The 14286-nt window shown below is 62.6% G+C and carries 13 protein-coding genes; all 13 read right to left on the bottom strand.

Annotation, left to right across the window (positions count from 1 at the left end):
• Positions 1–27: 27 nt before the first annotated feature.
• The 13 genes from VQ071_RS24535 to VQ071_RS24475 all read right to left on the bottom strand — a co-directional run bounded on the left by VQ071_RS24535 (position 28) and on the right by VQ071_RS24475 (position 14129).
• A complete protein-coding gene (locus tag VQ071_RS24535) occupies positions 28–690 on the bottom strand; it encodes a response regulator transcription factor (RefSeq protein ID WP_340516890.1) in 663 nt (220 codons plus the stop codon).
• Positions 691–1043: 353 nt separating this feature from the next.
• Positions 1044–2093 carry a lactonase family protein gene (locus VQ071_RS24530; RefSeq protein WP_340516889.1) on the bottom strand — a complete coding sequence of 350 codons (1050 nt, stop codon included), beginning with the start codon at positions 2091–2093 and terminating at the stop codon, positions 1044–1046.
• Positions 2094–2212: 119 nt separating this feature from the next.
• Positions 2213–3133, bottom strand: coding sequence for a hypothetical protein (locus VQ071_RS24525; protein WP_340516888.1), 921 nt, complete (start codon positions 3131–3133; stop codon positions 2213–2215).
• Between the two features lie 13 nt (positions 3134–3146).
• Positions 3147–4022, bottom strand: coding sequence for an ROK family protein (locus VQ071_RS24520; protein WP_340516887.1), 876 nt, complete (start codon positions 4020–4022; stop codon positions 3147–3149).
• Positions 4023–4184: 162 nt separating this feature from the next.
• Positions 4185–4628, bottom strand: a complete 444-nt coding sequence (locus tag VQ071_RS24515) for a DUF3052 family protein (RefSeq protein ID WP_340516886.1) — start codon at positions 4626–4628, stop codon at positions 4185–4187.
• 14 nt (positions 4629–4642) lie between these two features.
• The gene (locus VQ071_RS24510; protein WP_340516885.1) at positions 4643–5266 is read right to left on the bottom strand and encodes a transglutaminase-like domain-containing protein; all 624 of its coding nucleotides are present in this window, start codon (positions 5264–5266) and stop codon (positions 4643–4645) included.
• Between the two features lie 125 nt (positions 5267–5391).
• Positions 5392–7716, bottom strand: a complete 2325-nt coding sequence (locus VQ071_RS24505) for an ATP-dependent helicase (protein WP_340516884.1) — start codon at positions 7714–7716, stop codon at positions 5392–5394.
• 284 nt (positions 7717–8000) lie between these two features.
• Entirely contained in the window at positions 8001–9227 is a 1227-nt protein-coding gene (locus VQ071_RS24500; RefSeq protein ID WP_340516883.1) for an MDR family MFS transporter, read from the bottom strand.
• 97 nt (positions 9228–9324) lie between these two features.
• Positions 9325–9789, bottom strand: a complete 465-nt coding sequence (locus VQ071_RS24495) for a DinB family protein (protein ID WP_340516882.1) — start codon at positions 9787–9789, stop codon at positions 9325–9327.
• A gap of 126 nt (positions 9790–9915) precedes the next feature.
• A complete protein-coding gene (locus VQ071_RS24490) occupies positions 9916–10116 on the bottom strand; it encodes a CLC_0170 family protein (RefSeq protein WP_340516881.1) in 201 nt (66 codons plus the stop codon).
• Between the two features lie 24 nt (positions 10117–10140).
• Positions 10141–11379, bottom strand: a complete 1239-nt coding sequence (locus VQ071_RS24485) for a Ger(x)C family spore germination protein (RefSeq protein WP_340516880.1) — start codon at positions 11377–11379, stop codon at positions 10141–10143.
• Positions 11357–12472 carry a GerAB/ArcD/ProY family transporter gene (locus VQ071_RS24480; protein WP_340516879.1) on the bottom strand — a complete coding sequence of 372 codons (1116 nt, stop codon included), beginning with the start codon at positions 12470–12472 and terminating at the stop codon, positions 11357–11359. Before VQ071_RS24480 ends, VQ071_RS24485 begins: the two co-directional genes overlap by 23 nt.
• Positions 12473–12509: 37 nt before the next feature.
• Entirely contained in the window at positions 12510–14129 is a 1620-nt protein-coding gene (locus VQ071_RS24475; RefSeq protein WP_445293334.1) for a spore germination protein, read from the bottom strand.
• Between the last annotated feature and the right edge of the window lie 157 nt (positions 14130–14286).

Genomic DNA, 14286 nt, shown 5'->3' with positions numbered 1-14286 from the left:
CATAGGAAAGGGAAAGGCCGAGGCGCTTTAGCGGCAATCACTTTGCAGCAGCTCCTTCATGATGCCGACTGCCGCACGCCGGTCGTTGGTACCGATCTTGCTGTAAATGACGCTGACGTAATTCCGCACCGTTCCTTCGCTCATGAACAGCGTGACGGCGATCTGCTTGTTCGAATAGCCTTCGATCAGCAGCAGGATGATCTTGCGCTCCCGGTCCGTGAAGAACAGCCCCATCCGCCGCAGCTTCGCCTCGTCGAAGTCGTAGGAATCGCTGGCATTGATCCGCGAAGCCAGCTTGGCCGCGACCGCCGGAGGCAGCAGCAGCTCGCCCTCCATCGCCTCGCGCACCGTCTGCACGACACGCTCCGCGGCGATATCCTTGAGCAGGAAGCCGTTCGCGCCGCCGGCCATCGCATTCACGATATATTTATCCTCGGCGAACGTGGTCAGGATCAGCACGATCGTCTTGGGGTAGTCCCGCTTGATCAGCTTCATCGACTCAATGCCGTCCATGAGGGGCATCTTGATATCCATCAGCACGATATGCGGCCGATGGACGCCTACGGCCTCGTACGCTTCCTTGCCGTTCTCCGCCGTGCCGACGATCTCCATATCGTCTTCCAGCTGCAGGATCGTCTGAAGACCTTCGCGCATCAGCCGCTGATCGTCCGCAATGACGATTCGTACCATGGTATACGCCCCCCGCTCTCTCTCTCAGTTACGCACAGATATTATTCAGATTCTATCAGACACCTCACCCGGCCGGATAGGGGCGCAGGCAAAGCAATGACCGATGCATGACCGCAGCGATGATGGTCATAGGCCTGCCGGACCATATGGGGTGACTACCGTGACGGATAACGATGACAGTCTGTCACTGGCGATATTACGCAGCGAGGCGGATGAGGCGGCCAACGATGCAGCTGCGGCCATACTTTGCGGCGGTACGAGAGCAGATGCTTCATCCTGTTAAAAAAAGGACGATCCCGAAGGCGATAGAGCCTTGGGATCGTCCTTGATATGTCGATAGCCGAGGTATTGCGTCAGGCCAGCCGCACGCATACCGGCTTCGGCATCTTGTACTCGCTGCCCGCGTGCTGCGGGAAGCCGTCCTCGTCGATGCGCATGACGACGATGCTGTCCGAGTTCTGGTTGGCGGCGAGCAGCCACTTGCCGTCCGGCAGGACGAGGAAGTGGCGCGGGAAATGCCCGCCGCTCGGCGTATGGCCGATCAGCGACAGACCGCCGTCCGCACCGACGCCGAAGGATACGATGCTGTCGTGGCCGCGATTGGAGCCGTACACGAACCGGCCGTCCGCCGATACCGCCACCTCGGCGCAATAGCTCTCGCCGGTATAGCCCGCAGGCAGCGCGGAGACCGTCTGCTGCGCCTCGAGCGTACCGGCGGTCGCGTCCAGCCGATACGCGGTAACCCGGCTCATCAGCTCGTCGATGAGATAGACGGACGGGAGCGTCGGATGCAAGGCCAGATGGCGCGGGCCCGCGCCTGGCGTCACGGCCGTCTCGCAGACGCTCTCGAGCCTGCCGGCTTCGGCGTTCAGCCGGTACGTGTAGATCTTGTCCGTGCCCAGATCGCAGGACAAGTAGTAGGAGGTTCCCGGTACCGCGTAGATGGAGTGCGGATGGGGGCCTTCCTGGCGCTCGGCATTGACGCTGCCGCCGGCGTGGGCGATCGACTGGACCGGCTCCCCGATCTCGCCGCGCGCCCCGAGCGGATACAGGCTGATGTTGCCGCCGAGATAGTTGACGAGCAGGAGCCACTGTCCCGAGGGATCGACCGACAGATGGCAGGGCGCGCCGCCCTGCGAAGGCTGGCGGTTGATCTCCGTCAACGTCCGCGCGGCCGCATCGTATGCGAGGGCGACGACGGCGCCGTCCTCCACGTCCTCGCTCACCGCGTACAGTACGCCTGCCGCCGCATGGTAGGCGAGGAACGAGGGACTATCGATGCCCGAGACGCCGCCGATCTTCGTCAGCGAGCCGGATTCCGGGTCGAACTGCAGGATATGAATGCCTTCTGCATCCGCCGATTGATAGGAACCGACGAACAAGGGAACGTATGAATCCGCCATAATAGCCTCCTCAGAAAAGTACGAATTGCGATCCGATTGCCGCTTGCCGATCTTGAGACGGTCTGCGACGATTATGCAACGAACGATCTTGCGATGTCCATCCTTGCGGCAGGCTCACGTCACCGCAGCAGCGAGATCATCTGCACGACAGGCCTGTTGTCCCCCGTCAGGGAAGCTTGCCGGCTGCGGAGCTGCGACGACCCGTCCCCGTCGAGAAAGATGCCGTCGACGAGGCGCGGCCGGCCGGCGCCGCCGAGACGCTCGAGGATCGCCGTGCGGAACTCCGCCAGCGTGCCCCGGCTCTCGCTCACGACGAGATACAGTTGTCCGTCCTCGTCGAAGACGGCGCCCGACCTGAGCCGCCGCTCGTCCATGAACGGCGCGTGCTCCAGTACCGCCTGCTCATACCAGGCCTCGTCGCGCCCCAGGCTCATCGAGATGCCGCCCTGCGCCCAATAGGCGCTCCGGTCGGTCACGTCCAGCCCCTCCGCCTTGCTCGCGACCTGGACGCTGAGACGCTCGGTCCGCCGGTCCCATACGAGCGTGCCGCGCGCATACTTCACATTCTCGGCCCCGAAGCCGTATCCGCCATTGGCGCCGCCGTCGCCCGCGGCGGGAACTCCGTCGACGATCGCCATGCTCAGCAGCGCGCTGTCGTAGAAAAAGCCGCCGTTGATGCCATAATGAGGGGCTAGCGCGACGTTGTCCCGGATGGCGGTGAGCGTTATGTTCGACGGGTCCGTCCGCAAATAATGCAGCACCATGCCGCCGGAACCCTGGGTCATGCCGTATTCATACTGCACAGGCGGCCCCGGAACCGGCTTCGCATCGGGCACACTGCCGTCCGTGCGCAGCATGAGGAAGGCCAGGAGCGAGAGCGCCGCAGCGAACGCCAGCAGTACCGCGCCGATCCGCACGATCCGCCTGCCGCGCGCCTGGTCCGGCCGCTCCGTGTCATGGCCGGGCGACGACACGGCCTTCCCCCGGTCAGCAGCGGCCGGGCCCGCTGGCCCGCTCCGTTGGTCCGGTGTCGTGTTCACGCCGGTTGCCGCCTCATTGACCGAGCGCCCGCAGCCCGAGCGCCAGCGCGCCGGACAATCCGGCATTGTCCCCGAGTCCTGGCGGCACGATGTACGTATCGATGCCGGCTGCCAGCGCATCGGAGCTCACATAGCCGTTGAGCGCCTTGAGCACCTCCGCGCGAACCATCGGGAACAGCTGCGGCTGATGCATGACGCCGCCGCCCAATATAATGCGCTTGGGCGAGAGCATGAGCACCGTGTTCGCCACGGCTTGTCCGATATAATACGCCTCCATCTGCCAGGCCGGATGATCCTGCGGGATATCGCTCCCCTTGATCTTCCAGCGCCCCTGCAGGGCGGGACCGGCCGCCAGACCCTCCAGGCAGTCTCCGTGATACGGGCAGAAGCCTTCGTACTCGTCAGCGGGATGCCGCCGCAGCAAGACGTGGCCGCCCTCCGGATGCACAAGTCCGTGCACCAGCTTGCCCTCGGCATAGACGCCGACGCCGACGCCCGTGCCGATCGTATAGTACACGCAGCTGTCCAGTCCTGCTGCCGCACCCCATGTCGCCTCGCCGAGCGCGGCTGCGTTGACGTCCGTATCCCAGCCCATCGGCACGTCGAACTCCCGCTTCAGAGCCGGCAGGAACGGATATCCCGTCCAGCCGGGCTTGGGTGTCGTCGTCACATAGCCGTACATCGGGCTCGCGACGTCGATATTGATCGGTCCGAAGGAGCCGATGCCGATCGCATCGACGCCTTTGTCTTTGAAGTATTCGAAAACCTGCGCGAGCGTCTTCTCCGGCTGCTCCGTCGGAAAGCTCGTCCGGTCCTCGATCGTGCCGTGTTCATTGCCGATGCCGCAGACGAACTTCGTGCCGCCCGCTTCGATTGCTCCAATACGCATAAATGAAGTGCCTCCTATGTATCCGCAAGTACTACCATTTTACCGCGAACCGAAGTGTCAGCACAATGAATGGCGCAAGACGATCGCATGCCGCCGCGAGTCCGGCCGCAATCGCAAAAAAAAGAGCCTGTCGTAAACAGGCTCCCCAGCGTAAATGGCGTATTACGGATTCCCGGCGAGCACCGAGGCTCCCGCGGGACGGACCCGCCCTTTTTTCCGGCGCACGAGCTTGCACCCGACCCACTCGTCGGTCAGCTCGCATGTCTTGGCACAGGTCAGGCCGCAGGCTGCCGCGATTGTCCGCAAGGCTTCCTCGTCCATGGCGGCCCGACGCAGGACGGCACGCTTCGGCCAGGCGATCCAGAGCATGCCTCTCGGCGCCAGCTGCTCCGCCAGCCGCGGCATGCGATCTGCGATCGTATGCGGCTCTCTGGCGAATAAATGAATGAAGTCGATCGGGCCCACGGGATACTCCAGGAAGCGGACGCCCGCGGGGGAAGTGCCGAGCGCATCGAGATAGACGAGCGGCGCGCCTTCAAAGTACAGGCGCTGACCGGCCTTCAGGCCCAGCCGTTCGGAGAGCATCTTGGTCGAATAGCGGGACAATGTTGCTCCCCCCTCTACTCGGCGAGCCCAAGACGGATGGCGCGCAGCCGTTCGTTCATCATGTCCAGCATGCCCGCATCGGACGGCGGGATACCGTCTTCGGGAAATGCCGACGCCAGCACCCCGTCTCTCCCGGAGACGATCAGGTCCTGCGGCAGCGTCATCTCTGACGAGCCGTCCCACCTGTCCGCCACCTTCCAATCCAGACGGTCCGCATAGCGCAGCAATTCCATATCGAAGATCGGATCGAACGATCTCCATTGGCCTTCAATATAAGCCGCGGCGTAAAAATGGCCGATCGGGCCCTGCCCGAACAGCCGGCGCGCCTCCTCGGACCAATAAGGCGCCAGCGCCTCCGCCTTCAGCTCGCAGTAGCGCAGTCCCGCTTGAATGCCTTTGCGCCTGCACAGCGCTACGAACAGGTTGGATTTGTGATAGCAGTGGCCGGCCCCGGCCTTCAGCGTCTCGCTGACCGTCTGGCCGAAGCTCCTGAATTCGAAGCGGATGCCGTCCCGGGCATAATGAAACGCCGCGCTTAAAAATTCCTTTTCGGTGCCGCCCCGGACCAGGCCGAGGCATAGTTCTCCTATCGCTTCGTGATCGTAATCGATGATGGGCGAGACAGACAGATAGGGCATAACAATTTTCCTCCTCTTCCTCTCCTCCCATCATATCCGAACGGTCCGGGTCGTTTCAGTCACGCTTCTCGCCGCGGATGTCACATATTCCCCGTGACTTTTGTGACAGCAGGTCATCCCCGCCGTCATGTCGTCCGCTTTTTGACCGGCTTGAGCAGCCCCATCTCCAGGCACACCTGCGTGAGCAGCTTCTTGTCCCCCTCGGCGAACGACACGCGGATCGCCTCCATGTCCGCCGACAGCACGACGCCCGGTCCGAACGTCCGGTGCGACACCCGCGCACCCGCCTTCAAGTAGGCGGGGAGCTCGCCCTGCCAGGCGTCCGGGATCGCCGGCGCTCCTATCGCCGAACCGCCCGACCTCGCCATAGCTGCCGCGCGGGGCTGCCCCGCAGCTCCCGCTCCGGCAGTGCGCGGCACCCTGTCCGCAGTGACAGCGGCGGCACCCGCGCCCCCATGCTCGCCCGCGCCGCCGAAGCTGCGGACCGCCGTCATGAACCGCGACTCCTTCACCGCCGCGCCGTCCTTCTTTTGATAGCAGATCAGCTCCAGATGGCGCCTCGCCCGCGTCATGCCCACATAGAACAGACGCACGGCCTCCTCCATGTCTGCGGCATCGCCCTTGTCGTACTTGCGGATGTCGTCGTTCGACGGGATGACGCCGTCCGCGAGATCGATCATGTAGACGCGGTCGAACTCGAGCCCCTTGGCGCTGTGAAAAGTCGACAGCGTGACGGCCCCCGGCTCCCGGCTGCGTGACCGCGCGCTGCGAAGCAGCGTCTCCAGATACTTCAGCCGCTCTGCGAAGTCGGTCATCGTCTCCAGTCCGTCGGCGATGTCCTCGAGCGTGTTCAGCACGCCGAGCAGCATCTCCTGCCGGAAGCCGAACCGCTCGCACAGCCGCTCGATCGCCCGCTCGTATCCGAGATTATAGCGGATCGTGCGGATCGCCTGCCGCGCGTTCATCGCCTGCATCCGGCCGAACGTATCCTTGTTCTCGCGCAGCTGCTTGACCTGATACTCCTTGAGCGGCACCTGCTCGATCAGCGTATCGAATACGGACACCTGTCCCCCTCCGATGCGCAGCAGCGCGTTCATCTGCTCCCGCGTGATGTATCCGGCTAGCTTCGGATAGATCCGCTCGAGCAGCTCGGGCCGCCGGTCCGTGAAGGCCATCCGCATGAAGTTCAGCACGTCCTGGGTGACCCAGTGGGAAAAGAAGCGCTTGTCCCCGTCCTTCAGGTTGAACGGGATGCCTGCGCGATCGAGCGCGTTGACGAGGACGAGCGCGGACGTATGGTTGCGGTACAGCACGGCGGACGTCACGTCCGGCGGGGTGCCTTCAAGCGCCGTCGTCACATACTTCGCCTGCGCCTTGTAATCAGCCAGCATACGCAGGGCGATCCGTCCCCCGGTCGGATTTTTCGTAAACATGGCTTTGTCGTAACGATTTTTGTTGCGCCGGATGAAGCGGGCCGCCGCGTCCACGATCTCGGGCGCCGAGCGGTAGTTGCGCTCCATCTTCAGCAGCCGGGCTGACGGATAGTGGCGCTTGAAGTCCAGCAGGTACTGCGGCTCGGCGCCGCGCCAGCCGTAGATGCTCTGGTCGTCGTCCGCGACGACGCACAGGTTGCCGTGCGAGGCGGCCAGCAGGCCGACGATGCCGAACTGGACGAGCGAGGTGTCCTGGCTCTCGTCCGTCATGAGGTAGTCGTATCTGTGCTGATACCGCCGCAGCAGCCGCGGGTCCTCCGTCAGCGCGCGATGGCATACCGTCAGCATATCGTCGAAGTCCAGCAGCAGCCGGTCCGTCCCCCGCAGCTTGTACTGCTCGTAGGCACGCAGCAGCTTGTCGGCATCCTTCAGCTCGCACTTGGCCTCGTTCCAGCGGTCCTCGGGCAGCATTTTATTTTTAACGTAGCTAATATATGTCGTCAGATCGTCCATCTGATCCTCGGTTAAGCTGCCGCCGCCCGTCATCGTCCGGTAGAGCTGCCGGAGGATCGGCTTCTTGTGCAGGATCGGCAGGTCCGCTTCCCGCAGCTCGTCCTCGGCCTCCTGCTCGATCTCGCCCTCGATCAGCTGATAGGTCTCGCCGCGGGCCCGGTAGTAGGCGCGCACGACCTCGAAGGCGAAGCTGTGGATGGTGGAAAAGCCGACGCGCGTGTCGGACAGCTCCGGGAACAGGGCCGCGAACCGCTCCGACATATCCCGCGCCGATGCCCGGCTGAAGGTGACGGCCTTGATGCGCGCCGGATTCACACCCTTCTCCGCGATCAGGTACCCTGTCCGCATCATCAGCGTCGTCGTCTTGCCCGATCCGGGCGACGCCAGCAGAAGAAGCGGCCCCTCGGTATGAAGGACCGCCTGCTGCTGCACTTCATTCAGTTGAACGCCGGCTTCCCGGCGCTTGCGTTCGAAAAATCGTTCGTCGCTCTTGTGCTTATTCATAACACCGATTATACCACGGTGTGCGGACAACCAGAACATCCGATCGCAAAAAAGGAGAATATTGCCGGGCTGCGCGCCGTATCGGCGACCGCGTCTCCAGCCTGCCTGCGGCGCAGGAACAACGGCCAGCAGCTTCGCTCTGGCGGACCTCAAGGATGGGAGGATGATCCGGAGAGCAAGCGTTGCGTCTGGAGCGGAGCTGCGGCGGCGGCGCGGGTGTGCAGGCGCAAAATTTGCGTCTGGAGCGGAGCTGCGGCGGCGGCGCGGCCTTGGCCTTTTCCGAACTACATCGCCCTGCCCTTGTCCGCTGTGGACATGGGCTGCCTGCCCTTGCTCCCTGCCCAATAGATGAACGAGGCCGACAGGACGATCACCGCCATGACCGCGAACATCGTCTCTCCGCCGTACTGGCCGAGCAGCCATCCACCGGCCCAGGGGCCGATGAACTGGCCCAGATTGGTGAACGTCTGCGCGCCATAGTAGGCGCCTCTCAGCTGCTCGGGCGCGAGCTTGTCCAGCAGCATCGTGGCGGCCGGGTAGTTCAGAATCTCCCCTACGGTGAACAGGATCATGGCGACGATCTGCAGCGCGAACGTATCCGCATAGCCGATGCCCGCGAGCCCCAGCGCGAAGAACAGATTGCCGATATGGATCGCCAGCAGCGGCGGCCGCTTGTTCGCCAGCCAGCCGAGCGGGAGCTGCAGCGCGATGACCGTGATCGCATTAATCGTGAGCAGATAGCCGAACATCCGGTCCCCGTGTCCGAACACCCGGTCCAGATGGGGAGCCATGTTGCCGAACAGCTGGCTGTAGCCGATGCCGACGACGATGCCCCCGAGCAGGAACATCTGGAGCGCGCGATCCCCCAGGACGACCCGGCCCGCATCCGCGATCGTCGCCTTTCTCGCTTGCTTGCCGCCCTCGATATCCTTGATCCCGAAGCCGATCATCATCGCATAGAGGGTAACCGCATAGACAAAATAGATCGAACCCGTAATGATGAAGGCGAGCCCTCCGTTGCCGAGCCCCAGCCAGACACCGAGTACGGGCCCGATCGCCACGCCGACGTTGGCCATCAGATAGCGCATGGAGAACACCTTCATCCGGCGCTCCGGCTCCGTAAGATCGGCCATCAGCACCTGGGACACAGGCTCGAACCACGAGCGGCACAGACCGTTCATCAGGCTGAGCAGCAGCAGGACTAGCGGATTGTCGGTCAACGCGAAGCCTATGAATACGCCGCACCAGGCGAACAACGAGGTGAACATGACCAGACGTCTGCTGTACTTGTCGGACAGCGCCCCGCCCAGGAAACCGCCGAAGGTCGCAGCCAGCGCGCCCGCGCCTACGATGAAGCCGATCCCGCCCGGACCCATATCGGTATGCGCGGCAAGGTACAGCGCCAGGAACGGCATGCTCATGGAGGTCGCGATGCGGGCGATCATATGGCCGAACAGCAATGAGAAAACGATAGGATGATAGGAGGTCAAAAATCCGCGAAGTCTGTTCAAGCAAGCTGCACCACAATTCTGCAATAGACTAGGCTACTATCATAACGGATAGCTGCATAAATGTGGATAGTAAAAACGCTCCAATTTAAACATTTGGTTAAGCGATGTCGAGTGCCCGAAGATGGTGCTCCAAATGACTTACATAATCCTCTGTCCATAGATCGAGCGTCACCGTACCGCCGTCCGGTCGCACAAACAGCCATTCCCCGGCGCCCTCCGGGAGTCCCGCCCATATGTCGGCGATCCGCGTATTGAGCGACAGCCAGAGCGTCAACACATGATCGTAGGAGGCCGCCTGGTAATTCTGCCCTCTCACCCAATCGTCCTGCGCATACGGCATTAATGCCGTCGGCCTCGGCTCGAACTGGATACGCACGAACCGCATCAGATTGTGCAGCGCCGAATCGCACAGATGACCCGCAATCTCGAGCTGCGACCACTTGCCCGGCCCCTGTCGCGCCCTCAGCTCTTCCTCGGACCTGTCCGCCAGCAGCGGCGGCAGCTCCCGGATCCATCCGCGCAACCGCATTTCCGCATCGCGCACCGTTATCTGCTTCGCCATTTGATTCGCTCCTTTGCCATCAAGAATATAATCTTGATTGTAGCGAACCGGGCATCCCTTCGTGATGAAAAAAACCGATGACGGTCATCGACGCCGCCGATTCGCAGCGCGAAGCCCGGCCCGGCGTCAGAGCAGCCATTCGCGGACCAGAAAGCCGATGCCGAGCGCGATGTCCAGCCACCCGATCAGCATGGCGATGAACCGTTCCTTGCGATAGCCCGCCTTCCGGCAGCGGCGGGCATCGACCAGCAGCACCAAGGTGCCCGCGATCAGCCAGACCGGTATCGAGAAGGCGAAGTAATTAATCGCATTGCCGTAATTCGGCATTTCTGTATCCACCTCCGGGGCCCGCTATTTGGCTTTCATGCCGATCCTGCGAATGCGGGTGTCGATATGAATCTCGTATCCGATATCTTTGTACGCCAGCTGCCAGCGATCCTTCGTCTTCACGTGCGTATTCCAGTAGCGCGGCTCGCGAGCTCGCACGTACTCCCCAAGTCCGAGTATGTCGGATCCGAGCGCTTGCGTTTTTTTCAGCATCTCCAGTGTCAGTTGCTCCGCATTTTTTTTCAGCGTCGCTTCGATCTCCTTGATGACATTCATATTCTCGAGGCTTGCGCTGTCGTTCAGCTTTTCCCTCAGATTGAATTCCAGGCCGAGATCGAAGGAAAAGTACGGCCGGCCATCGCGAATCGACACCTTGACCTTCGACTCCCTGTGCGTGACGTTGACCATGAAGAAGTTGCCCGCAGCCTGGACGTATGTCGTATATCCCCCGGGGTTGACGCCTCTGAGCGCCATAAACGAGCCGATATCGAGCGGATCCGTCTCTCCCACCATCTGCGCGTTGCGGAACAGCGCCAGTCCCTTGATCTCGATGTTCTGCTCCTTCTTCATCTCCACATAGGGCAGGAAGCCCTCTTGTCCCAGCTTGGCCTTGCGGGCCCAATAGATCCCGATATAATCCTGGGGAAACTTGCCCGTGCGGATGCTCTCGTCCAGCGTCGTCATCAGATACAGCGCAGGGATGCGCTCCAGCTTGGGGCCCGCCTTCAACAGCTCGATGGCCGGCCCCTTGGACACCATCAACCATGCCATCCGGCGCACTTCCGAATCCCGGTGGAAATAATCGTTCACGTTCTCGAGGCCGAGCCTCGCCATCTCCTCCGAGACCACGATCACGCGCAGATGGCCCAGAAATATCCTGCTCGACAGCTGCTGCTGCATATTCGTAAAGGCGTCCTCGACCGAGTGGCCGACGACGTCGATCACCCATACCGTCTGCTGCGGATCGCCGGAGCCCGATCCGCCGCTCTCACCAGGACCAAGCGGGATCCGTCCGGGAAGCGCGATCTGCGCGGCCATCCGGATCATGTCCGTATTCGGCGGCATCTTGCTGTCCGACTTGTGGCTGACATCGTCTTCCTGGGAGGCGGTCTGCGCCGGCGCTTTGTCGATCGAGACGCCCAGTACGATCGCGCGGTCCTCGATCTCGACGCGATCCCAGCAGCCTGTCATTAACGGCATGCACAACGCGGAGGCCGCAATCAATGCGGCACGCCGCATGCTACGACCGAACATCCCCAGCATCGGCGGGCTCTCCTTTCTTCCGGCGAATCAAGGATATCAACAGCAGCAAGCCCGGATAGCCCATGGTGACGAACAGGCCGACGCTGCCCATCTTCACGACGGCTTCGTACATCTTGACGATATTCTCGGGGATCATCGCCATCACATAAATGATGGGAAGCAGAAAAAAGCTGAATATTCGCTCGTCGCGCAGCCGCAGTATCTGCGTCATCGCCTGGGTCGTCAAGTAATAGCTGGAGAACAGCGTCGTGAACACCGCCGTCACCCAGACGGCGAGAAAAGCGGCGTCCAGACGCTCCAGCACATTGGCCGGCAGCGAGGTCGCCTTGGCCAGCTCCAGTGTGGGCCACAGCAGCAGCTTCGTCTCCTGCGCGCCGAACACGCCGACGACGGCGATCACGATGATCACGTAGAGACCGCCCGCGATCATAATTCCCCAGATGCCGGCGATCCAGGCCTTGGCCGGCCGCTTCATCGCCGGGATGACGAGCGTCAGCACGAACGAGCCCTGAAGCAGCGCCGCAATCGTGACGATCCCGTTCAGCATTCTGGGCGGCTCATTGCCCCAGATCGGCTCCAGGTTCAACATATCCGCGTTTTTGAGCGACAGGGCGATGATGATGAGCACCGGCACGATGAGCAGCGGGGAATAAAAGAAGTGGATATAAACGAAAGTCGTGACGCTGTTGCGCGTCGACAGCGCGGACAGCAGCAGCATCACGATCACCGTCACCTCGACCGGCGTGTTCTTGAGGACGGACGTGACGACGACCTCTCCGAACTCGCGGGCGGTCAGCGAGGTCAGCAGAGCAAAGAAGGCAATCACCAGCAAGCTCCCGACGCGCGCCGGCCATGCGCCGATCAACGATTCCCCGTACTGCACGATCGACTGCTTCGGGAAGCGCATGCCGAGCAGGGCGATCAGAAGCACGCCGACGCAGGCAAAGAGGACGGCCAGCAGCGTGACGAGCGGCCCCCCGGCGTTCGCCGCCTGAACCGCGAAGAGCGGCAGCGGCAGCACGCCGACGCCGATAATGGTACTGACGAGCACCGCCGTCGCCTGCAGGACGGTGACCGGTCTTTGCTTGCTCATATACAACCTACCTCTCGCATCAGATGACCGCTTCCCGCTAGCTGCCGCCGCCCCGCGGCTGCCCCAGACTGTTCTTGTCCTCCGGCGGCTCCTTCATCTCCGGACTGATACGCGTGTCCTCCTGAGGCCGAAGGAAGCTGGGCCTGCGCTTCATCCACCAGAGCGGGCCGCGGATGAGCAGATCCTTCATGCCTTCCGCATTAACGGGCACGAGCGGGCTCAGGTACGGCACGCCGAACGACTTCAGCGAGAGCAGGTGGTTCGCGATGAGGATCAGCCCGATCATCACGCCGTACAGCCCGAAGATGCCGGCCAGGATGATCAGGGGGAACCGCAGCAGCCGGAGCGCCAGCGCGGCGTTGTAGGCAGGCGTCGCGAACGAGCCGATCGTCGTCAGCGCGATGATGACGACGGATATGGGGCTTGCGAAGCCTGCGGCGACAGCGGCCTGTCCGATAACGAGCACGCCGACGATCGACAGGGCGCCGCCGACCTGCTGCGGCAGCCGGATGGTGGCCTCCCGCAGCACTTCCATGGAGATCTCGATGATCAGCACCTCGATGACGGCCGGCCACGGCACGCCGGCCCTCCCCCCTGCGACCGCCACCGCGAACTCGGTCGGGATCAGCTCCGGATTAAACGAGATGATCGACACATAGATGGACGGAAAGACGAGCGAAAAGACGAGTGCGACCAGCCGTGCCATGCGGATCGCGCTCATCTGCAGGAATCGCTCGGTGTAGTCCTCGACCGCTTGATAGAACTGATTGAACACGGTCGGTACGATCAGCGCCATCGGAGAGCCGTCGACGAGAATCGCGATTCTGCCCTCGAGCAGGTTGGCTACCACCTTGTCGGGCCGCTCCGTATACTGGACCTGCGGGAAGGGCGACCACTGGTTGTCCTCGATGAACTGCTCCAGGTAGCCTGAATCCAGGACGGCATCGATGTCGATCGCGCCGAGGCGCCTGTCCACCTCGGCCAGCAGGTCCGGGTTGGTCAGGTCTTCCATGTAGCAGATGACGACCTTGGACCGGGTTCTCCGCCCGATCGTCATCTCCCGCATGCGCAGCTCAGGTGCCTGCAGGCGGTAGCGGATCAGTGCGAGGTTCGGGCCGAGCGGCTCGACGAAGCCCTCCCGCGGACCGCGAATGACCTGCTCCGTGCCGGGCTGGTCGATGCCACGCTTGTCGATCTGGCGTGTGCCGATGACGAGCGCCGTCTTCGATCCGTCGGCGGCGAGGACCGTATCTCCGCGCAGCATCGCATCGATCAGCACTTTGAAGTCGGCCGCTTCCGCGCATTCGCTATGCCACAGCGCTTCGGCGGCGAGCCTGTCCAGCAGCAGCCGCGGACTCCACTCGGCGGTATCCGCACCGGGCGGCGCGCTCATGGCGGGCTTCAGGATCGTCTCGTTCAGCGCCGTCTGATCCAGCATGTTGGGAAAATAAAACATGGCGGCCGGAAAAACGCCGAATATGCGGAAACGGCGGATCATCAGCGTCGTATCGATACCTAGCGTCCGCTCCACGCCAGCAATCAGCTCGTCCAGCCTGCCGCTCAGCGGCTGAGCGTGATCTCCCGCTCCCGACGGCTGAGATGAAGCGGACGGTGGACGGTTTTTGGAATGGCGATGCGTATTTCTTCTTCCGAACAATGGCAATGCGGGTCTCTCCCCGGATGATGACTTCGTGCAGAGTGTTAAGCAGTGTCGGCCAAGCGGGAGGCGTTTAAACCAGTTCGTCCAAAGAAGCGTCGCATATTCCGAGAAAACGCTGCGCATCCGCACTTCCCGATAAACGCAAGACGGCGGC

It is taken from the genome of Cohnella sp. 56 (assembly GCF_037963805.1).
In the GTDB taxonomy this organism is placed as follows: Bacteria; Bacillota; Bacilli; order Paenibacillales; family Paenibacillaceae; genus Cohnella.
Note: the sequence above shows the minus strand (reverse complement) of the source record. Positions and strands in the feature narration are given on the sequence as shown.